This is a genomic window from Niveibacterium microcysteis (assembly GCF_017161445.1).
GTDB lineage: Bacteria > Pseudomonadota > Gammaproteobacteria > Burkholderiales > Rhodocyclaceae > Niveibacterium > Niveibacterium microcysteis.
The window spans coordinates 2,031,114-2,052,357 of the sequence record NZ_CP071060.1 but is presented as its reverse complement, the minus strand read 5'-3'; the positions used below and the strand labels follow the sequence as shown (position 1 = coordinate 2,052,357).

Below are 21,244 nucleotides of genomic sequence, written 5' to 3'. Positions count from 1 at the left end.
AGAGTTTTGTGCGAACTCACCCCTCTCAGCACCTAACCATCTTGGCCAGAGTCATGTCTGCGTCAGCTCACCAGGCGCCTTCCGCCAGATTCCGCGATTAGTGACACGGCACATCATCGTAAGTCACGGGGAAACATATGAATGGCAGGTCACACGTACAACTTAGGTAGCAGCCTTCGGCCGACTACTTGACTGGACGACCTCTTGAGAACTCAACAACCTCTCTAAGCGCCCGGAACAATGTTTCATCTTTGACTTTCTTTCGTCCCCCAGGAACTAGATTCCTATCAATGCCCGGCATCACGTCCCTCAAAGCCATTAACAAATCGCTCTGACGAATTGCGCAATAGAATGGCCGTTCACTTGCACTAGGCTGACGAATCAAGAATTTGTCACGGGCATTCCGATCAGACTCACAAAGCGTCGACAATGCAACTCTCAACCTCTCCAGCCGATCCCTTCCAACAACGGCAGTCGCAGATCTTAACCGACCCCTCTCTGGAGCGCCAACCCAGCGATATTGGCCGTCAATTAGGTGGTCAAAATTCATTGGTTGAACCATAAACTCGATTGCAGATCTAATAGCTTCAACGCCATCAGGCCCGCATTTTCCTATATAGCAGCGATCACCACGCCGGCATAGCCAATCGAATAATTTAGATTTGAATCTAGGAGAGATCAGATCCCAAGCCAACTCCGTGGCTATTTTCGCCCAAACGACTGGATGCCGCCGCATCATTAACGAGGGTCCATCGTGGAGATGCATTACTAGCTTAGGCAAAGCAAGACGAATATTTTGACTCCATTCTCCATCTAGATCGCTGGCAAGTCCTCCGCGCTTTAGCACGTCTTGCACTTCGCCCATCCACAGCTTGCGGTCTCGTTCATTGCTAGTCGCGTAATTTCCAAAGATTCGAACGATCGCATATTTCGGGCTCCAATCGTCCCGCTCCTGCACCACATCACCATTCTTTCGTTTCACTCGCTCCTCCAACCTGTCATCACTCCGGTGGCGTAGCGTCCAATGTACGCAGAGCTAGACGTCGCCTCCAATCGTTCGCCCCCCGCCGAAGTGCGAACGGCCACATCGCCCCCCCGGATTATTCCCCCGATATCAGAGTATCAAGACGAACATCAGCATTTTCCCCCGATTTTGTCCCCCGAGATCTGCTGCATTCTGTGCCAACCCCTGCTGTCCGTGCCGCCCCCCCCGATTATTCCCCCGACTTCTGGCGAAACAAATCGCAGCTGTAAATGAGGGAGAGACGACGCAACCGCGAGTCTCATCAGACGAGGTGAAAGCCATGCACGACACACCAACCAAAGACGACTTGACGCAGCTAACTCAGGATCAACGCACGCTTCGCAAAGACACCCACACCGCCAACCAAGCCAACAGAGTAATTGAAGTGGTCACGATCCGCGAACTGGCTGCAGCTCTCAAGCGAAGTAGATCAAGTATCTACAACGACATCACACTCGGGCGCGTCCCGCACCCGATCAAGATCGGTCGCAGCACAGTTTTCATACGCACAGAGGTCGAGACGTGGCTTAAGGACAAAGCTACACAACGCAGGCATAGCGACATCTCATAACGCAGCTCACAGAAGAGCTGATGGGAAACAGCGTTTAGCTGTTCTCTTTAACTTTTACAATGGTGATCAAAATGATCAATTTCGAACGTAAAGCGACCTATCATCCCAATAGAACTGTCGTCGACGAAGTGCACTTCTCTTTGCCAGCGACAATCAAGACGAGGACCTCGACCGCCGTACTCTATGACGAGAATGGCTCGCAGCGTTGGTTCGCACAAAACTATGCCGTAGCGCCAGGCAAATTCGTCAAGAAACATCGGCTCTGTTATCGCATCATCGGCGGAACCAAACTCCAAGCACATGCAAGCATCAAAGTCCTCCACGGCCATAACATTTATGGAAGCGACGATCTAATTCTCACAACCAGGAAGCTCGCAAAACTACTTGAGGAGCATATTCAAAATAGCATTGACCCTACATGGCGGTTGCCCAGCTCACGCACGTGCAGAATCAATCAGGTCAGCATCGTTCGCCACGTACGCTTGGCAATGGAAGCAGACGTAAGTAACGCCATCAACGAGATAGCACTACGCACACAAGCACAAAAGCTATTTACGTACATCTATCCAGACGAATCAGTCCGCTTTTCCACCAACGAGCGGGACTATACGATCACCGCCTACGACAAATTCATTGAGTACAGCAAAGACAAGACCAGCAGTAAGCGATACAACCAAGACAAGCTACTCGATGCGACTCGGGGACTTCTGCGATTCGAGATACGCGTCAAGTATCCAACGCTAAAGAGGCTTGGGCTGACAATGCGCTCAGACTGGAGTCCAGAGACCGCCGATCTCGTATTCAGCGATCTATTCGCTCCGTTTGAACGCATACTAGGACTCCAACCGATCGTGGTCGGGCAAGAACCAGAACTACCAATATCGGCGTCGCCGAGCCTGCGCCGCGCCGTTAGCTACGCGGCGCATGGTGGATTGTTGCGCTCAGTCTATTCGGACGCCTCGATTCGGCGACTGCAAAAAGAGGCTAGTACTCTCGGCATCAATTTGTCAGACATAAGGAATGCTATCAAAGAGAGGGTCTGCCTTTCGTTCTCAAAAGAACCATGGGAAGTCGGCGTACCCAAGAGCGTAAGCCATTTATCCGGCTGCAAACTAAGAAAGTGATCAACGCCTCGCCATACGAGATCTCGTATGGCGAGGCGTTTTCAGTCTATACCATTCATTAAACGCCATCAGACGAGCGCGGACTTAATTATTGAGAATGCGACTAGCGTTCTGAGCGAAATGCATCAATTCAAACGACGATATCAATTGCATTGAATTAATCTGCAATTTGATATATAATTAACACGCGGTCTTTATTGCATCGCAATTCATCTCTCGGCTAGTTCGGCCAATTATAAATCGTCGCTACTTTGATCCGGCCTCCACTCGGAGGACTTCTCACGCCTATCGCTCGGAGATTTGTCATGAACGCCTTTCTGTTACCGCAACCACTATTTCCGCTCGGCCGAACATTAATCACACCGGGAGCACTTGATCTGCTGGCCAATTTCAATCAGTCACCATCCAGCCTGCTTTTCCGGCATGCGTCCGGAGACTGGGGCTGCGTTTGCGAAGAAGACGCGACAGCGAACACCTCTGCTGTAAATGACGGCTCAAGAATTCTCTCCGCGTTCTCTGTTGGCGGCTTCACAACTGTATGGATCATCACGGAAGCAGATCGCTCGTCCACCACGATTCTTCTTCCCGAAGAGTACTAATGATGAGTGATATTCTGCGTCATGAATTTGTCGGATCGCTAGTGCCCGGCGCAACTCTCCGCGCAGTGCGCGCGAACGGTGGGACCAGCAGGGTTTTCTACGGCCAGGGCGAATTGGACGGAGCCTGCGGAATTTACTGCCTGCTCACTGCGGCTAGAGCACACGGTTCCTCGGTTTCTTTTGAAAAGTGCAGACGCGCTCGCGACTCCGAACGCCGCAGCTTCTACGAGGCGAGCCGAGAACACTTTTTCGATGGCACCACCCTCAGCGACCTTGTACGTCTTGCAACGCAGCTCAATGTCTTCGGGTCAGTACAGCGCATCAGCGGCACGCCGCGGATACTGATCGAACGAACGATCAAAGCGCTCGAAAAAGGCAGCGTCGTAGCGCTCGCTTTCAAGAATCGTAGAGGCGAGGCGCATTGGACTTTGGCGGTCGGCGTCGAACATCGCCGGCTAAATGCTGGCGATCAGCCAACAGCGATTCTTTGCATCGACTCCGGGCAGGTTTCGCCAACACTTACACCGCACAACGCGCGAATCGAGCTCGCGTTGCGTGGTCAGTTCCTCCGCCCGACTGACTACGTCGCTGACGGTGGAGTGAATCGCCGCATTCATCTGTATGGCGCGGTCAAGCTGGCAGCGAGTTCAGAGACAAAACCAGTCGTGTAGTCACGCTAATCATGACTTAGCGCGACTAATTTCAAGCACCAATTCACAGCGGAGAAACAATGTGACCAAGTCATCGAGCGGAAACGATGCGCTAAGTCTATGTATTGCAGCATCGCTGTCCAACACTACGCGGCGCGCATACGAGTCCGATATGCGTCACTTCGTAGCATTCGGCGGTACAGTCCCGGCCTCAGGCAGCGTTGTAGCAAATTACATCGCAGAGTTTGCCGGATGGCACACCATTGCGACTATTCAGCGCCGATTGAATGCGATTCGCCATGCACACGCCGAGCTAGGACTACCCTCCCCCACCGACTCGGCCGAAGTACGTGCTGCATTACGGGGTGCAAAGCGGCGGTTTGGCTCGGCACAACGACAAGCGGAACCGGTCACGAGGACGCTCTTGTCACGGATCATCAAAACCATGGCGCGCACGCCGCTCGACTACCGCGATCGCGCACTGCTATTGCTGGGATTCGCCGGAGCGTTCCGGCGGTCGGAACTGGAGGCGCTGTGCGTAGCAGACTTGAAGCGCACTCCGGAGGGTATTCTCATCCGGCTGAAACGCAGCAAAACAGACCAAGAGCAGATAGGACGCTCGATTCCTGTCCCTGCGACGGGCGGCAGCCTTTGCCCCGTCAGAGCACTCGAATCATGGCTCAAACTGGCGAAGATTGACGCCGGACCTGTCTTTAGACGTCTTGCGCGCTCAGGCCGCGTGCGCGAACAGCGACTATCCGCGGCGTACATCTCTGAGATCGTCAAACAGCGCGTTTCAAGCGTTGGCGAAGATCCAGACAAGTACTCCGCGCACAGTTTACGCGCCGGACTCGTCACAGAAGCTGCACGAGCCGGCGTTCCGTCATGGAAGATCCGTCAAATAACGGGACACAGAAGCGACGCAATGCTATCGCGCTACATTCGCGACGCGGAACTTTGGCAAAACAACGCGGCAACCAAGGTACTAGGTGCGGCACGTTAGATCGCAGTTGTGTCTTCGAGATCCCGGACCTCTTCAGCATCCAGAAGAACACTTGGCGCGACATCAAGCGCTCGCGATCCGTTCGTTCAATGTTGTCGATGGAGATGTTCCTACGGCAGCGCTCTACGGAGCTGATGCCGTGCTGGCGGCACAGGTGTCCCGCCAGCAGCCCCGCTTCTCCGTCAAATGAGCTTACAGGTTTGCCGACCTGTCTGAATGATGTAAAAAACTCCTCGCGCAAGGGCAATGGGCTCGCGCCGCACTCCGTGCTCCGAATGCCTGAGCCCGTCGCAATCGTCGACCGCTTCAAGGAGGGCTTCCCGGATCTGGATGCGGGCAAGCTCTGGACTGACGCATAGTCGCCTGTATCGCTGCCATCAACTCCGCCCTCGTAGCGGAGTTGTCGTATGTGACTGGTGTAGGTTTTTGGTCGGGAGTGAAGGTTGGTTAAGGGGCTACACCAGGGCTGCGAGCCTTGCGCAGCAGGTCGCCCAAGTTCTCACCCGATGCTGCTACCCAGTGATCAGCGTTTTGATTCTGGCCCGCGATCACCGATGCCGCTGCCGACGCCGAGGAAAAGAACTGGTCCTGCATGAAGACGTAATGTGCGCCGTGTACTTGCAGAACACCGGACTCGATCAGCTCCCGTCGCTTGGCTGCGTAGCTGGCGCCGTGAATCTCGAAGTGCTGCTTCACCTCAAGCGTTGCTTGGCTGCCCTTGCGCACGATGACACCTGAATCAACCAGCTCCAACTCCGCCTTCGCTTCTGCAGTACTCTTGAAGGTGAAGCACATGCCACGCGGCAACGATGAGTACAGGTTGGCGCGCTTACCCAGTCGAACGCTGGCGACCTTCTGCTCTGCTTCTTCCTGAAAGGCTGCTTCGGTCTCTTCCTCGCTGTCATCATCGAACTGCCAGAACCCCAGCAGTGGCAGCATGATCAAAATTTCGCGCAGGAAATTTTCGGCAGAGGCGTATTCCTCTTCGCTCAGTGCCGGGATTGCGGGCTGGTTGCCGTTCTCCAGTTCCGCCAGCCCTGCATCCTTGGCGAGCGCGCACAGTCGGCTTTCCAAGTGTTGCACATGGGCCTTGTTGAGCCTGCCGCCTTCAGCGGTGAAGAAGATCGCTTTCTTCCAGAACGGTTTCTTCCGGGCATGGTCGTCCAGCCTGTCGCCTACCGGATCGCCTTCGCCGATATACAAGCGCTTACCACCTGAGAGCAGATACACGCCTGGCTGCTGGTACTCACGGCGCCCCTTCACTTCACCGAGCAGTTCGCGTGGAAAGACGATGGCCTTGCCGGGCCAGTCATCGCGCAGCACAACGCGAACACCTTCCGGGTCACCAGAGGGGACGAAAATCTTGATGGAAAATGGACGCATGACGGGATGCTAGTTGCTCTGAGCGAGTAGTGAGGAGAGGGCTGATTGCGCGGCAGGGAATTCCTTGATCAGCTTTTCAACCAAGAAGGCTTGGATGGCTTTTCGATCCGAGCCAAAGTGTGCTTCGCGGTGATCATTTGCGCAGATTGCCGCGACGTTCCACTCGGCGTCCGGGCCTTTTTCGGAAAGCGGGATTACGTGGTGAGTTTCCAGAAAAATCGATCCATCCTTCATCTTGAAGCCCATTGACCCGCAGCATTCACATTTCCCCTTCGCACGGTTCAAGACCGCTTTTCGCACCTCGCTTGAACGTGGGTAGGTAGTTCCTGATGTGCTGGTTTTTTCGGCCGGTTCCGGAATATCGAATTGGTCGACGAACTCCGGTTCGCTAGCTATTGAGGTTACGGCGGACTCTTGTGCCAGTGTCTGACGTCCGCGAATCAATCTGAACGAACCGGTGTTCATCTCGTATGAGTGGGCGTACCAAGCCTCGGGATCCAAGAGCCTGAAGTCGACTTCGGACGCATCAGTTCCCGGGGCTTTATCGTCACGAGTCTCTCCGGCAAGCAAGATGGCTCGAATCACCTTCGAGCCTTGGTAGGCCTTCCTGACTTGCGAGTCGAATTCACGAGCCCTCTTGGCTTGATTTCTTGCCCTGTTTCGGACGTCTGTTGGATTTCTACGGTCGATGGCGATAGGGTCTAGCGTCAAGGCAAGAGCGCGCAGATTTCCGTCGAAGACGATCTGCTCATCAACGATTGTCAGATGCTCGTGCCAAATGCATAGCGCTACGGGTTCATCCTCGCCGCCGAAGGTCCACTCATAGCAGAAGCTTGGGTTGGCGCGAGGTCTCGCGACTGGAGATCCGTCTGCCTTTGTATGCCATGGAGTGGTATCAATTCCTGCTTGATCCAGTAAATCCATCACAGCCGCAGCTTGCCGGGGCTGAAGAGTAGTAAGAATTCCTTGAGGTGTGAGCTTTGTTGTCATGGTGTTGGAACGTCTTTAAGCAGCGCTAGACTCTAAATGTCTTGTTCGAGTAGATTGCCGAACGACTGCAACCACATCTTCGCCTTTTCCATCGTCGGCGCTTGTGCCTTCACGATGTTCCAGAATCGCGGGGTGTGATTCTGTTCGATCAAGTGAGCTAATTCGTGGACGACAACATAGTCGATCACGAACATGGGCGCTTTGATCAATCTCCAGTTGAAGATCACATTGTCATTGGGTGTGCAGGAACCCCAGCGATACTTTCCGTCGCCAATCTTCGCTTCCTTGTATTCGACGCCTAGATTCTTCGCGTGGATGGCGACCCGGGGAAGAATCTTTTCTTCGGCTCTCGCCATGAGCCAAGTCCGGAACAAACTCGGTTTGCTTGCGACTGAACGTGGCACGAGAAATTTCTGTGCGAACTGGATGTGATTGCTATCGTCCACCAGCTCAATGCGATATTGCCGACCCAGATAGAGCAGTGACTCTCCTGTGACCAGCTCTTTGCCGGGGGCGTGTGGTAGCGGGTTGTATTTCTGAGCGTGTCGAGTCTTCTCGTAGAGCCACAGCTTGCGGGACTCCACTACCTGACGCACTTTCTCCAGTGAGGTGCCTTCGGGTGCCGTCACCACCACAGACCTGTCGCGCTCAACCGTAATGGTGAGCGTTTTGCGTTTGGCGAAGACGACCTTGTAATCCAGTTCCATCTCAGCTCGCGTAGAGAATGCGGTCGTTGTTCTTCTCGGCGATCTCCATCACGCGCGAAATGATCTGGTTGCGGTTGGCGATTACGTTCGGCAGCGCCTGGAAGGTTGCTGAAACCAGTATCTGCTGTATCTCCGCCTTCAGCTTGTTACGCGCCGGGATGCTCTCCCAGAAGCTCGTCAGCTTCAGCTCGCGCTCTACCGCCAGAAACACCTGTTGAGTCAAATCCACGAGCTGGCTGATCTGATCGTCGGAGAGTGGCGCCGCTCCAAAAATCTCGGTCTTGAACATGCGGAAGAATGGCATCTGCTTCTTCTTGTGCAGGCCATAAGTGGGTTCGTTCGACGCCTCGATGATGCGCTTGCGGAGCTTCTCCAGTTCATCGTGAATTTTCTGCCAGTTGTTCTTGAACTCCAGCAGGATCGCAGCGAGCGCTGCCGAGAACGAGGCCTGTAGCTCAGGGTCGTCATCCAGTTCGATGTCGAGGTGATGCCGGATGGCATGCTCCACTTCAGCCGCCTTGGTCTTCACGCGTTTGCGCTTGGCGACCTTGTTCTCGAAGTCCTCGTCCAGAATCGATATCGGTTTGACCTTCTGATCGATGCCTTTGGATTCGAGGTACTGGTCGGTGATTGCACGCAGTTTGGGTGGAATCCCCGCCATGCTCATGCGCTGGTCGTTGAGATGCCGCCCTGCCATCACATTGACCTCGGTGAGGGCGTTGTACGTCGAGAGGTAGTCCAAGGCTTCCTTGGCGGGGAAAACCAGATCCAGGCTGCGCGTGAGCTTCTTATAGGCCAGCATGAACTCGAAACGGATGTCTTCGTCGTAGAACAGATCGAAGAATGCGTCGTGGTCGAACAGGTCTGTCAGACCGTGTTTTTCCAGCAGGGCCATGATGGCTTTGAAATCTGCCTCCAGTTCGCGGATTTCGTCTTCCGGGAAGCTGAGAGTGTCGAGCACTTCCTTCTGCTCGCGCTCGTCGTAGTTGTCGATCGCCTTCTTGAGGTGATGGCCGATCCCGACGTAATCGACGATGAAGCCCTTCTCCTTCGCGGCACCGCCAACACGATTCACACGAGCGATGGCCTGCAACAAGTTGTGCGCGATGATGACCTTGTCCAGATACATCACCTGCTCAATGGGGGCGTCGAAGCCCGTAAGCAGCATGTTGTTCACTACGACGATCCCAATCTCACCGCTGACGCCTTCATCCTCTGCGTCGAAGGGCAGCTTGAAGCTCTTAATCGTGCGCCCGTGGCGGCCGCTGTCTGTGTACTCCTTAATGTGTGGCAAGTCGTTGTGGTTGCCAGAGATCACCACGTCAGTCTTGAGCTTCTTGAGACGCGGCAGATTGATGTTCAGTGGATTGGCTTGCGCAAGCTTCTCAATCGCTTTGGTGAGCGCATCATCAATTGCGGTTTTGTAACGCACGGCGGCTTCACGTGAGGTCGCTACTACCTGTGCCTTGAATCCGTTCGGAAACACGTGCTCCAAGTAGTGCGCCACCATATCGGTCGCTTTGGCGTCGATGGTGGTCTTTGCTTCCAGATAGGCATCGCGGGAGCCGTAGCCCAGAATTTGCAATCGCTGCTCAAGGTTGTATTCGCTGAATACATCTGCGAATGCTTTGTCCATCCCGGACTGGTTTGCCACCTCCGCGTTGTGCGTGCGGCCTTCATAGACGATTTCGAGCGTCACACCATCCTCGATGGCCTGACGCATGGTGTATTTGTCGATGTAGTCACCGAACACAGTTTCGGTCTTGTCGATCGGGGTGCCGGTGTAGCCGATGCGCGCGGAATTGGGAATCGCCTTGTCCAGATTGGCCCCGAGCAAGGAGTATTGCGAACGATGCGCTTCGTCCGTCATCACCAGAATACTCGGGCTCGTGTTCAGCTCCGGGAAGGTTTCGGCGAGGTCGGTTTCGCGGAACTTGTGGATCATCGCCATCACAAGGTCTGACGAATCGCTGCGCAGCAAATCCTTCAGCTTCGCAATGCTATCTGCAGCCTTTACGGTGAAGCCAATGCTTCCGCCTGTTTCGCCGAGTTGCTGTTCGAGTTGAGCGCGGTCGGTGATGAACACTACTTTCCACTTGGAGAGCTGAGCGTGCTGATACATCTCGCGCACCATGAACATCATGGTCAGCGATTTGCCCGAGCCCTGCGTATGCCAGACGATGCCGCTGCGTGCGCGGGGTGTTGTTCCGTTCAGCAAGCGTTGAACCGCCAACTTCACAGCACGAAATTGCTGATAGCGACCGACGATCTTGATTAGTTCGCCCTTATCTGATTCGGAGAAGATGGTGAAGGTGCGAATGATGTCGAGCAGGTTCTGCCGATCCAGCATGCCTGCTACAAGGCGCTGCTGGTCGTTGGGGCTGGTTCCCCCGTGGCTGAGATCCTCCACGGTGCGAGGATAGGGGTCTGACCAGCGATAGAAATGCTTTTCGATGTGAGTGGTAATCGTGCCGAACTTTGCTTGGTTGCGGCAGGTCGCGATCACGAATTGGTTGAAGTAGAACAGCGGCGCGCTACCTTCACCCTTGGCTCCCCGTTGCTCGCTGTAACGCAGCATCTGGTCGATAGCCTCAGGGATCGGCTCCTTCACCTTGGGCGACTTGCATTCGATCAAGGCAACCGGCAAGCCGTTCAGGAAGAGCACGATGTCGGGGATGATGTGGTGCTCGGTGCCAAGGATGCGCACCTTGAATTGGCAGATCGCAATAAAGCGGTTGTTCTTCAGGTTCGAAAAATCAATGTAGCGCACGGTCGGGCTTTTCTCGCCCGTCTTGCGGTTCTCTGAGACGCTGGTGTTCTCCAGCAGCAGATTCAGCACATAGCGGTTGTTCTCAAGCAGGTTGTTGCCCGAAAAGCTCGCCGTGATCCGCTTTGCCACCTCTTCAACCTGATCGTCTTCCAGCCAAGGGTTGACTACCCTAAGCTGCTCACGCAGCACCGGCCCCAGCACCACCTCCGCAAAGCTCTCTCGGAAGCTTTGCTTCGGCTCCTGCTTTAGCTCCAGGTCGAAGACCTCCCACTGGAGTTCCGCCAACTGAGCGAGCAGCGGCTTCTCGACGTGGTTGCGTTCGTCTAGGCGGATGTGGGCTGGAGTTTTGTCCTGGTAGGCCATGCGGGTGTCCTTGTTATTGTTGGACGGCTTGAGAAAGGAGCGGTGTTACGCGGCGCTCACCTGTGAGCATGTCGTGCATCAGCCCGGCCTTCAAATAGGCAAACTTTCTTTGACTATTTGATGCATCTTTCAAGGCAATAGCTACTCCATTTAGTACCGATGCGATGCTCTCCTGTTCCTTAACATCAATTGGGTGCGGAATAGGAAGTGTACGAATGTCACCCACTCGGATGTGGCCAACAGTCGAGCCGCCAGCCAGTTCGAGTAGCTTCTTTTGCACGCGATCAGATTGGATTGCATAGACAAAATAATCTGCGCGAACCTTGTTTGCAGAAGGCCGATACATCATCATCCTTTGGCCAAGGCAAGGTGCAAACAGGTTCTCTGGAATAATGCATGCCTCGCCAAATGGCGCTTCCCGCGTAATTACAACATCACCAGCCCTTGGTTGGCCCCTGGCCGTCCAAGTTTCATATGAAGCTGAGTCCGTAAATGCGAGGTCCGTCCAGACAAACTCGCCGTTCCGCACATTGGGGGTACGAATTACAGGATGGCCCTCTGCTGCTTCTGGGGGGGTTCGATTCTTGCAATCAATTACAGCTTCACAAAGACTGTCTGCGGGCGAAACATCCCACTCCTGCGGAATCCGCCCCAGCGGAGAGTCCTTGAAGGCGTGGGTGGCTTCGGAGCGGATGTTGCCGTGTTTGTCGATGCCCTTGGTGAGCAAGTCTTGCATCAACCCCGTCTTGATGCGCTGCTGCTTAGCGATGAGTGCTTCGGTTTGCTCGATGGCCTGATCAAGTGTTTTAAGTATGTTTGCAACAAGCGATTGCTCATCCGAAGGCAGAAGTAAGATTTCGAGCTTACCCAATACCTCTTTATCGACGTGCGGAATACCTGAGCCGGATGTTTGGCCCTTGAGATACGACTCCCAGCGTTTGGTCGCATAGCAGAAGTATTCCGGTTCAAATTCCTTGCTGTGTCCGAGATGGGTCATTGTGGAGGCCAGCAAGCCTTGACGCCCCCGGAAAAACTCGCCAGCGTTCGACCCGTCCCACAACAGAACGGTATCGCCGTCTTTCACTCTTACCGCATTGGCAGCAGGTTTCGCTGGCTCAGCGTTACCTCGACGACGCAAGTACTCCGGGCTGAGATAGGGCTCAGCGCCATCGCCGAAATACGGCATTTCCGCCGGGGGCTTGCCTTTGGTCGGAGTAATGCAGCTAGAAAGACTCACCATCTTCGCAGTCATTGCGCCTGCTCCAAGTAGCGCAGCCCAGTGAGGAAGCCGTTGAGCTCGGCCAGAGTGCGTTCCCGCTTAGCTTCCATTGTCTGGCTCGACACCGAGTACTTGTCCCACAGGTTCTCAACAATGGCGAGTAGTGAGCGTTTCTCTGCGTTGAGGTAGTGCAGCAGTTCCATGTTGGCGAGGTCGTGCAGCTTTTTCAGAATCAGGCGCTTGGCATCTGCTTCGTTCAATTGGCCGCCGATGGACTTGAGCAGATCATCAATGCGCGCCAGGCGAATCTCCAGCGTGGCCCTGTCCTTATTCAGCGCGTTGAGTTTTTTCTTCTCTTCCTTCACCGTCGAGTTCAAGCCTTCCATGGCGGCTGTAGCCTGTGCGATCAAGTCGTTTGTTTCAGCCTTGGTTTCATCACCGCCGACGCGCTTGAGTCGCAGCTTCAGCTCTAGCTCGTCCTGCTTGGTTTTCAGCACTGCTTTGTGGGTCTTGATGCGGGTCTCGATGGCGCCGATACCGTCGCGCAGGTCTTCGTATTTCTTGTGTTCGCTCTTGCCTGAGTCGCTCTTGGCATCGGCCAGATCGTCGATTAGGGCCTTGAGGTATTTTTTGAGCGCAGCAGCGGTGATCTTGGCTTCACCTTCTTCACCCTCTTCCGCTTCTGGCTCGAAGCTGGAGGCTTCAGCGGCAGCCTCGATCGCCTCGACCAGTTCGCCTTGCGCTTCGTTGACCGTGCACTCCTGTGCTTCGATTTCGTTGGCCTCGGCCTGGAAGTATTCAGTGATCAGGTAGTTGTCCGGAATCAGGGTATGGTGCCAGCCGGTGGAGATGACAGTCTTTAAGTCGTAGCGAATGGTTTGCCACCAGTTGACGAATACGCCCGCACTTTTGAATTCATCGAGCACTGCAAGGGGTTGCAGCTTCCGCTTGAGGGTGGTGAGCAGTTCGCTGCGCACTTCGGGCAGCTTGCGCCCTTCGCGTAGTTGGGCAAAGTCATGCTGGGCGACGTGCCACCAGTCGTCAAGCGCTGTGTGATGGGCTGCGAGCCTGGCCTGCAAGTTTGCATCGGCATCCAGCGTCGTCTTGATTGCCGGTTTGGCTTCGATTTCTGCGCGGAAAGCAAAATAGTTGGGGCGGAGTGGTGCGAAAAAGACCTCCGGCTTGACGCCGAACTTGGCAAACTCGGCATGCTTGGCACTGACTTCCGGCTCGGGGATACCGCCGATCAAGTGAGCCTGTACATCTTCCGGTTCGGGAGCTGGAGTGTTGTCCACATAGCGGCGAATAAAAAGGTTGTAGTCGTGTTGGCCGACGATCTCGTCCTTGTCTACGAGGCGGCTGTATTTGTCGATGGTAAGTTTGTGCGTGAAGACGTGGTCGATCTTTTCGATGTCTTCAGGGCGTAGTTTGTTCTGGTTCTTGCCTTCAGCGAATTCCCGGTCGGCGTTGATGAATAGCACCTTGTTCGTGAGCGCGTCGGGTTTGCTCTTGTTGACCACGAGTACGCAGGCGGCGATGCCTGTGCCGTAGAACAGGCCGGGCGGCAGACTGATGATCGCCTCGATGATGTCGTCTTCAATCAGCAGTTCGCGGATGAGCTTTTCCTTGCCTCCCCGAAACAGCACGCCATGCGGCATGACCGTCGCCATGTGGCCATCAGGCTTCAGGCTGGCAATCATGTGTTGCACAAACATCAGGTCGGCCTTTTTGCCTGTCTCCGGGCAGAACTCGCGGAAACGGCTGGTGAAGGTCATCGTCGCGCGGCTGTAATTCTGTGAGAAAGGCGGATTCGCCAGCACGCGGTCGAACTTGCGGGGCTGGTTGTTTTCCAGAATCTGCGGGTCTTCCAAAGTATCCCCGTTTTCGATGGTGAAACGGGTGATGTTGTGGAGGATCATGTTCATGTTGCAGATCGACCAGACTGTGCCGTTCGAGTCTTGCCCGTAGAGGGCGAGATCGTTCGAGTCTTGGCCTTGTTCTTCCACATACTGGTGAGCCTGGATCAGGAAGCCGCCAGAGCCCGCCGTGGGGTCGTATACGGTGTTCCCCGCTTGAGGCTTGGTCAGTTGCACCAACAAGCGCACAACTTCGGCAGGCGTGTAGAACTCGCCGCCTTTTTTGCCTGCGCTGTCTGCGAAATACTTGATCAAGTATTCGTACGCGGCGCCGAGCAAGTCGGGAAACTCGAAGTTGTCATTGACCAAGAGGAAGTGAGGCTGGTTGAAGTGATCCAGCAGGTCTTTCCATTTCTGGTCCGGAATCTTGGTCTTGCCTTTGACGGCGTTGAAGTCGATGTTGTTCTTCAGTACCCCCGCGAGCGCGTCATTCGCATCTTCAACAGCCGCAATAGCCTTGTTTAGCATGTTGCCAATGTCATGCTTCAGGTGCTTGATCGGCGGCACTTCGTTGCCGTCTTCGTCGATCCAACCCTCGTGCCAACGTGCGCGTGGGGGTACGAAGAAGGTGTCTCCGTAGGAGGTTTTGTCGTTCAACAGCTCTTCGATGAGTTCGGGCTGGTCCTTCAAATGTGCGAACGCGGTGTCGCGTAGCACTACGCGCTTGCGATCGAACTCATCCGAAAGGCGCTTGATGAAAAGCATGCCGAAGATGAATTCTTTGAACTCGCTGGCGTCCATCTTGCCGCGCAGGATGTCAGCGGACTTGAAGAGGAAGCCTTCGAGTTGCGACAGGGTGATTTTTTCAGTGGTTGCCATGTTTTATCTGTAATTGGGTGGTGAGCTGTGGTCTTGATTGCGAGCAGATCACAGCGTTTTCATTTCGCCGCCTTGTTCTTCGATGGCCGAGCGAACGATGTCGCGCACAGCCTTCATAAAGACGAGTGCGGGCTCGGAATTGACGGTTCCGGGGACGGGTGCAGCTAGTTCGTAAATGGCCCGGATATCTACCGCGCGGCGATCAGCAGAGCCTTTGCCCTTGTAGTCGTTGCCGCGCCGCCAATCGACGAGATGCTCGTCAACAAGGCGCGTTATTGCCAGAGTATGCAATTCACGGAAGACAGCTTGGCGAATCGGCGCAATGGCCTCCTGTGCTTCAGTGTCATCCGTTGGCGTGCGAGTCCAGCGCACGGGGTGATCCAGGAAGTTGGAGATTTCCTCTGTGATCCTGCCCACGAAGTCGGCAACAGGGCGCAGGGAGTCATATTCAATATCCAACTCATTGGCGATACGGCGATTCAAGGCTTTTACGCGCGTCCAATGCTCTTTGCTGATTTCTGCGCTGGCAGCGAAACCGAGGCGATATTTCCAAGCGCGTTGGAAACTATCGGCAGCTCGCTGCACCGCAAAGCCCAAACCAGCAGGGTCGTAAGAGGGTTTAGCGTCCGGTAGTGGTGGTGGCGTGATGGAGCGTTCAAACTGTTCGAGCAATTGCTCTAGTTGATTCTTAACACCGCCAGGCAATTTTTCCGAGGCGGCATCCAATCCGCCCAGCATGAAGCACTGGCTTTCGATGGTGCGTTCCATGGCGGTGACGATGGGCCCGTTCAGTACTTCGCGAAGGCGCGCGAGGTAGTTATGAACGGATGCCAAAACGTGGGCGCGCTTTGCGGCGAAGCTCGGCAAGTTCAGCCCTTTCACCTGATCGAAGTGGGTGAAGGTGATCGCGAGCTTGCCGTAGTTGCCGCTGGCTGCGACTGCTCTCAACACGGCCTGCGCAGCTGCCTGAATGGGTTGCTCTGCGTTATCGACCAGCATAATGGTGTCTACGTCAGCGAACCGTTGGGTCACGTGTGTCGTGACGCTACTGGACGAGTCGGGCGTATGCCCCAAACCTTGGCCATCGAGATATACGACTTTGGCGCGACGGTCGGTAAATACTGGGTGCAGAGGACCGCGCACACGAATGCCATCAACTAACGGAGTGAGTAGGCGGCCGAATGCTGGTGCGTAGTTGCTCGAAAACCAGCGAACGTGGCGCAAAAAATCGTCACGGTCATCTGTCTCGTAGGACCAGAGCTCGGGCCAGCGCGCGGTCTTGCTGCGTTTGGAAAGAGCTCCTACGTTCAGCGTGTCGAATCGCAGCTGGATGTCTTCCATGATGTCTAGGACCAAGTCGCGGAAGGCTTCATCTTCGAACAGCTCACTCTGGAAAATCTCTAGCGCGGCCTGCAAGTCTTCGGCCTGTGCTGTGGAAGGTTCGGGAAGAAGCTCAGCCTTGATTGTTGCGGCCTTCGCAGCAGCGATGGTCTTTGTGCGCTCGACATAGCTTGCGAGCTTTGCTTGTAATGCGGCAGCTTCCGCAGCAGGCACGGTTTCACGGTCATCACTTACGACGTTGGACCGCTGCACGTCAGCGCCTTCGAAGTCCCAGTCGTCATCGGCCGCATCGTCGCTCGTTTGCCAAGCGCCAAGAAGGTAGCTCAAGCGAAAGCGTTGATCTGCATGGTGAAGCAGCTTGTCGGCGATCTTCTCCTCACTCATTCCGTCCCATTCGGCCGAGCAAGCAGCAATCACACAGTCTTCGACGTTCGCTCGAATGGCGTGCTCTGAAAAAAAGGTGACGGCAGCTCGATAGGGGCCATCGTCAGGAATCACTTCAATATCAGATACCGTAGTTTTTGCGGTTGAAGTGGAGGGGAAGCGGTCCTTGTCTGGATCGGAGCCAATCAAGTGTCGGAGCAGCGAGGTTTTGCCTGCACCGGTTGTGCCAACGAACAGCACACGCGCATAGCCATCTTCTCGGCCCGGCAAGGGAATGATGTTATCGCGGAGCGCAACGGGGTTGGCTACGCTGGCTTGCAAGCCGTCGAAGAAAGCGTCCACGATGATCGGATCGAATGTTTGCAGAGCATCGTTGTAACGGCCGGCATTCCACCAGGACTCGTCGGCCAAGAGTTCGTTCATTTGAGCGACTAGGGCATCAGCCTCCTCAGGGTTGGCTGTTCCGAGACCTCGGCGAACTTTCAGTCCGGGCTTGCCTTTGGAGTCGGATCGACAAGGATGCCGAAAGCTAATACTGAAGCCCGGCCGATCTTTGGTTGGGGACTTCGACGCCGTATAACTCATAGACCCTCCTGTTGTTCCGTGATGTACCAAACTGTAGCGAGCGAAAAACTGGCCGTCAAGGTTTTTCTGGAACAACATGGAACAACATTTATGACTTGGCGAGACGCGAAGGAAAAAGAGCGAGCCTGCTTCCAAGGGATTGGTTTTACTGTTCTTCACGTTGTTGCGTATGGGATGGAGTGCGGGTCTTGGAGTGGGTTTCCCAAGACCACCTTGCCGAGGATGGGGCGAAAGCACGAAAAACTTGTGGATTGCTTGGTAGTGCTGCGACTGACTGCAACCAGAAATCGACCAGAAACGAAAAAGCCAAGCTCGGTAGCTTGGCTTTCTTTCATGCTCAATCGCTTTCGTGCAATTGATGTGGAGCGGACAAAGGGAATCGAACTCGCAGGTTTCCGAGTGAAAACTCGTTGACGCTCCCGATCTGCGACCGTCTGTACTGTGAGCAATGCAGGCTCTCCCAGACAGGCAAGCGATCGACCTTATTGGCCGATGCGCTTCCGTGGCCATCGGGCAGCTTTCAGTGTTGACTTGGCTTTCGAAGATCGTCCATCAGGCTGGGGTGGTGCTCGCGGTCCTCGCCGAGGGGCGCCAGGGCCAGTCCATCGGCGACCAAGAGCTGTGCAGGCAACCGTTATCGACCGTTGATCAACGGCACCAGCGTCCGCAGGATGGAGCCAAACCGTCGCGGGATCTGCAAACTCCGCATGACACATTGGCCCCTAACATGACAACCACTGCACTTGCAGGCCGCTACGTGGTTAGCGGAAGCACAGACGCCACTTCGAATTCGAAGTGGCGTCTGTGTCATGCGTAAGTACTGACTTAGTTGGCCGCACCAGCTCGTTGCGCCAACAGATTATGCGAGACGGTATTATTGTCGGTACACCAAAACAAAAAACCGCCAAGGCATTGATTACAAAGACAGTCAAACCTGCATGTTCATGATGTCCTGGTAAGCCGTAACCAGGCGATTGCGGACCTGGACCATTTGCTGGAACGAGAGGTTGGCCTTCTGCAGGTTGACCATCACGTCCTGCAGATTGACGTTTGGATCTCCGGCAGAGAACTGCTCGGACATCGCCTTGGCATCGTTCTGGGCTTGGCTGACCTGCTGAAGCGCGCCCTGCAGCACTTGCGAGAAATCGACACCTTCGCCGCCCTCGACGGACGCAGGCTTGCCCGCCGCTGCTTCTGCAGTGGCGCGCATCTGGCCAATCATCTGTTCAATGCCGCGCGTATCCATGGCTGTTCCTTTCCGTCACCTGATCCAGCAAGCTACATGCCAGATTCAGATGTCCGCCCCCTCCGCCCGATATTGCTGAAGCTTGTAGCGCAGGGTTCGCTCGGAGATGCCGAGCTTCTCCACGGCCAGTTTGCGCGAGCCGCCGACTGATTTCAAGGTATCCAGGATGTGCTGCCTCTCCAGATCCCGCATGTTGCTGGGCTTTTCGTCCGATGCGGGGGGCGAATCGGTCATCACCACCACCGCGTCAGAGGGCGGTGCGGCACTCGCCTGCGGCAGGCACAAGCGCATGTCCGCCGCTTCAACGACCTCGCCTCGCGCGAGAATCGCGGCGCGCTGCAATGTGTTTTCCAACTCCCGAACGTTGCCCGGCCAATGCCATGCGGCAAGAATTGCCGCCGCCTCCGGCGACAGGCGCGCGAGCTTGCCGATCCGCTCGCCATGGCGATGCAGGAAATGGTTTGCGAGCGCTGCCACGTCGCGGGGGCGCTCACGCAAGCTCGGGATTGCGATCGGGAAGACGTTGAGGCGGTAGTAGAGATCTTCGCGGAAGCGGCAGCTCTGGACTTCGCGCAGCATGTCGCGGTTGCTGGTCGCCAGCACGCGGATATCCAGCGACACCGGCTTCTTGCCGCCAACGCGCTCAACCTCGCGCTCCTGCAGTACGCGCAGCAATTTGGCCTGCAGCGGCAAGGGCATTTCAGAGATTTCGTCGAGCAGCAGCGTGCCGCCATCCGCCTGCTCAAACTTGCCTGCCTGCGAGGTCTGCGCGCCAGTAAACGCGCCCTTCTCGTAACCGAATAATGTGGCTTCGAGCAGCGTTTCCGGGATTGCGGCGCAGTTGATCGCGACGAATGGGCCGTTGGCCCGGCGGGAGTGACGGTGGATGTAGCGCGCAAAGACTTCCTTGCCGGTACCGGACTCGCCGGTGAGCAACACCGTTGCATCCGTCTCGGCCACCCGCGCGGCCAGCGCCAGCACATCGCGGGTCCGCGGGTCTTCGGCCACCATTTCGGACTCGTCCGGCGTGGCGGTAGCGTAGCGGCGCACTTGATCGAGCAGCACCGCAGGCTCGAAGGGCTTCAGAAGGAAGTCGCAGGCGCCCGCGCGCATCGCCGCGACCGCTGTACCCACGTCGCCGTAGGCGGTCATCAGCATGACCGGTAGCTGCGGATGCCCGGCACGGATGGCATCAAGCAGTTGCAAGCCGTCCATTGGTTGCATGCGCAGGTCGCTGACGACGAGGTTGAACGCGTCGCGATCCAGTGCAGCCAGCGCCGCCGGGCCGTCACCCACGGCAGTGACCGTGTGGCCCGCTGTCTCCAGCGTAAATGCGACGGCGTCGCGGATATCCGGGTCATCTTCGACCACCAGGATGTGCAGGGTTTCAATCATGCCGCGTCCTCCCGAACCGGCAGAGGTAGATCGAGCACAAACGTGCTGCCCTCTCCCGGGTTCGATCGTAGTGTGATGTCGCCACCGTGCGCGCGCGCCACGCCACGGGCGATCGCCAAGCCCAGGCCGGTGCCATCGGCGCGGGTGGTGAAGAAGGGTTCAAACAGTCGCGCCTGGAGTGCGGCATCGATACCGCGGCCATTGTCCTCGACGACAAAACGCACACGACCATCGGCGTTCGATGCGAGAAGGCTGATCTGGCCACCCTCACCCACTGCCTGCAAGGCGTTTTCCAGCAGGTTGGTCAGTGCCCCGGCGATGTCCTTGCGATGCCCAGCGAAACGTACGCCGGGGCACGCACAGCGGCTCGTGAAGCGCACCGCGCGACGTGCGGCGACGGGCTCGATCGTGTGTTCGAGTTCGGCCACCAGTTCGCACACATCGAAGTCTTCGGTGCCGAGCGCCTCGCCACGGGCGAAGCTGAGCATGTCGCGAATCAGGCGTTCCAGGTGACGCAAGCGGTCCAGTGTACGTTCAGCGCACCGCGCACGATCGGCCGGCGCGAGGCTCGGTTCGGCGAGATTGCCGGCATACAACAAAGCCGCCGCAAGCGGTGTGCGCAACTGGTGAGCCAGACCGGCGACCATCTCGCCCATTGCCGCCAACCGTTCGTTCCGCGCGACGTTACGGCGCATCAGCCACGCCTCGGTCACGTCGTGCAGCAAAACGATGCGGCCACCGGCGGAGTCTTCCGCCGTTTGAGACAGCGAGAGCCGGCGCAGCGAATCTGCCGCGCCACGTTCGAACTCGGCTGGCGCTTCGGTGGGGGTGAGCAAGGTGTCGCACACAGCCTGCCAGTCCTGCCCGACCAGGCCGTCGTCTAGCATCGCTCTGCCGGCTGCGTTCACCTGCTCGATGCGCCCCTGCGCATCAAGTAGCACGACGCCGGCGGGCAGCGCCGCGAGCAGCCCGGTCAGGCGCTCGTTCAGGCGTTCAACCTGGCGTTCCAGCCCGGAATAGGCCTGTGTGAGCTGTGCGGAGGCCTCCGAGAACTGGCGGAAGGCCTCGGCGAGCTGTGCGGCATCGAGCGGCGGCTGGATCGTCTCTTGCATGATCTGGTTGAGCGTCTCGGACCCTTTTTCCGGCCCTGCTCGC

At 56.2% G+C, this 21,244-nt stretch carries 17 protein-coding genes; 6 read left to right on the top strand and 11 right to left on the bottom strand.

Annotated elements, in window-relative coordinates:
• Window positions 1-184 precede the first annotated feature (184 nt).
• Complete coding sequence (locus tag JY500_RS09340) at window positions 185-982, bottom strand: hypothetical protein (RefSeq protein WP_206256154.1); 798 nt, start codon at window positions 980-982, stop codon at window positions 185-187.
• A gap of 322 nt (window positions 983-1,304) precedes the next feature.
• Between JY500_RS09340 and JY500_RS22415 the strand changes: the two genes are divergently transcribed.
• The 5 genes from JY500_RS22415 (at window position 1,305) to JY500_RS09315 (ending at window position 4,971) form a co-directional block, all read left to right on the top strand.
• A complete protein-coding gene (locus JY500_RS22415; protein WP_206256153.1) occupies window positions 1,305-1,595 on the top strand; it encodes a helix-turn-helix transcriptional regulator in 291 nt (96 codons plus the stop codon).
• A gap of 71 nt (window positions 1,596-1,666) precedes the next feature.
• Window positions 1,667-2,719 carry a phage/plasmid replication protein, II/X family gene (locus tag JY500_RS09330; protein WP_206256152.1) on the top strand — a complete coding sequence of 351 codons (1,053 nt, stop codon included), beginning with the start codon at window positions 1,667-1,669 and terminating at the stop codon, window positions 2,717-2,719.
• Window positions 2,720-3,024: 305 nt separating this feature from the next.
• Window positions 3,025-3,318, top strand: coding sequence for a hypothetical protein (locus tag JY500_RS09325; RefSeq protein WP_206256151.1), 294 nt, complete (start codon window positions 3,025-3,027; stop codon window positions 3,316-3,318).
• A 2-nt stretch (window positions 3,319-3,320) separates the two neighbouring features.
• Window positions 3,321-3,989 carry a cysteine peptidase family C39 domain-containing protein gene (locus tag JY500_RS09320; RefSeq protein WP_206256150.1) on the top strand — a complete coding sequence of 223 codons (669 nt, stop codon included), beginning with the start codon at window positions 3,321-3,323 and terminating at the stop codon, window positions 3,987-3,989.
• Between the two features lie 151 nt (window positions 3,990-4,140).
• Window positions 4,141-4,971, top strand: a complete 831-nt coding sequence (locus JY500_RS09315) for a site-specific integrase (protein ID WP_206256149.1) — start codon at window positions 4,141-4,143, stop codon at window positions 4,969-4,971.
• A 447-nt stretch (window positions 4,972-5,418) separates the two neighbouring features.
• Here JY500_RS09315 and JY500_RS09310 read toward each other — a convergent pair whose 3' ends face one another.
• From JY500_RS09310 to JY500_RS09280, 7 genes are read right to left on the bottom strand one after another with little or no spacing between them, the layout of a single operon-like run.
• The gene (locus JY500_RS09310; protein WP_206256148.1) at window positions 5,419-6,354 is read right to left on the bottom strand and encodes a GIY-YIG nuclease family protein; all 936 of its coding nucleotides are present in this window, start codon (window positions 6,352-6,354) and stop codon (window positions 5,419-5,421) included.
• A gap of 9 nt (window positions 6,355-6,363) precedes the next feature.
• Window positions 6,364-7,344 carry an HNH endonuclease gene (locus tag JY500_RS09305; protein ID WP_206256147.1) on the bottom strand — a complete coding sequence of 327 codons (981 nt, stop codon included), beginning with the start codon at window positions 7,342-7,344 and terminating at the stop codon, window positions 6,364-6,366.
• A 32-nt stretch (window positions 7,345-7,376) separates the two neighbouring features.
• Complete coding sequence (locus JY500_RS09300) at window positions 7,377-8,051, bottom strand: M48 family metallopeptidase (RefSeq protein ID WP_206256146.1); 675 nt, start codon at window positions 8,049-8,051, stop codon at window positions 7,377-7,379.
• A 1-nt stretch (window position 8,052) separates the two neighbouring features.
• Window positions 8,053-11,184 (bottom strand): type I restriction endonuclease subunit R, encoded by a 3,132-nt coding sequence (locus tag JY500_RS09295; RefSeq protein ID WP_206256145.1) that lies wholly within the window; start codon window positions 11,182-11,184, stop codon window positions 8,053-8,055.
• 13 nt (window positions 11,185-11,197) lie between these two features.
• Window positions 11,198-12,436, bottom strand: a complete 1,239-nt coding sequence (locus tag JY500_RS09290) for a restriction endonuclease subunit S (RefSeq protein WP_206256144.1) — start codon at window positions 12,434-12,436, stop codon at window positions 11,198-11,200.
• Window positions 12,433-15,138, bottom strand: a complete 2,706-nt coding sequence (locus tag JY500_RS09285; protein ID WP_206256143.1) for a type I restriction-modification system subunit M — start codon at window positions 15,136-15,138, stop codon at window positions 12,433-12,435. Before JY500_RS09285 ends, JY500_RS09290 begins: the two co-directional genes overlap by 4 nt.
• Window positions 15,139-15,186: 48 nt before the next feature.
• Complete coding sequence (locus tag JY500_RS09280) at window positions 15,187-17,448, bottom strand: P-loop NTPase family protein (protein WP_206256142.1); 2,262 nt, start codon at window positions 17,446-17,448, stop codon at window positions 15,187-15,189.
• Window positions 17,449-17,469: 21 nt separating this feature from the next.
• Here JY500_RS09280 and JY500_RS09275 point away from each other — a divergent pair, with 21 nt between their 5' ends.
• Window positions 17,470-17,862, top strand: coding sequence for a hypothetical protein (locus tag JY500_RS09275; RefSeq protein WP_206256141.1), 393 nt, complete (start codon window positions 17,470-17,472; stop codon window positions 17,860-17,862).
• Between the two features lie 514 nt (window positions 17,863-18,376).
• Here the strand turns inward: JY500_RS09275 and fliE are convergent.
• From fliE to JY500_RS09260, 3 genes are read right to left on the bottom strand one after another with little or no spacing between them, the layout of a single operon-like run.
• Window positions 18,377-18,694 carry a flagellar hook-basal body complex protein FliE gene (fliE, locus tag JY500_RS09270; RefSeq protein ID WP_172202983.1) on the bottom strand — a complete coding sequence of 106 codons (318 nt, stop codon included), beginning with the start codon at window positions 18,692-18,694 and terminating at the stop codon, window positions 18,377-18,379.
• 45 nt (window positions 18,695-18,739) lie between these two features.
• Window positions 18,740-20,089, bottom strand: a complete 1,350-nt coding sequence (locus tag JY500_RS09265; protein ID WP_206256140.1) for a sigma-54-dependent transcriptional regulator — start codon at window positions 20,087-20,089, stop codon at window positions 18,740-18,742.
• Window positions 20,086-21,201 carry a sensor histidine kinase gene (locus JY500_RS09260; protein ID WP_172202985.1) on the bottom strand — a complete coding sequence of 372 codons (1,116 nt, stop codon included), beginning with the start codon at window positions 21,199-21,201 and terminating at the stop codon, window positions 20,086-20,088. The genes JY500_RS09265 and JY500_RS09260 overlap by 4 nt, the downstream gene beginning before the upstream one ends.
• Window positions 21,202-21,244 lie beyond the last annotated feature (43 nt).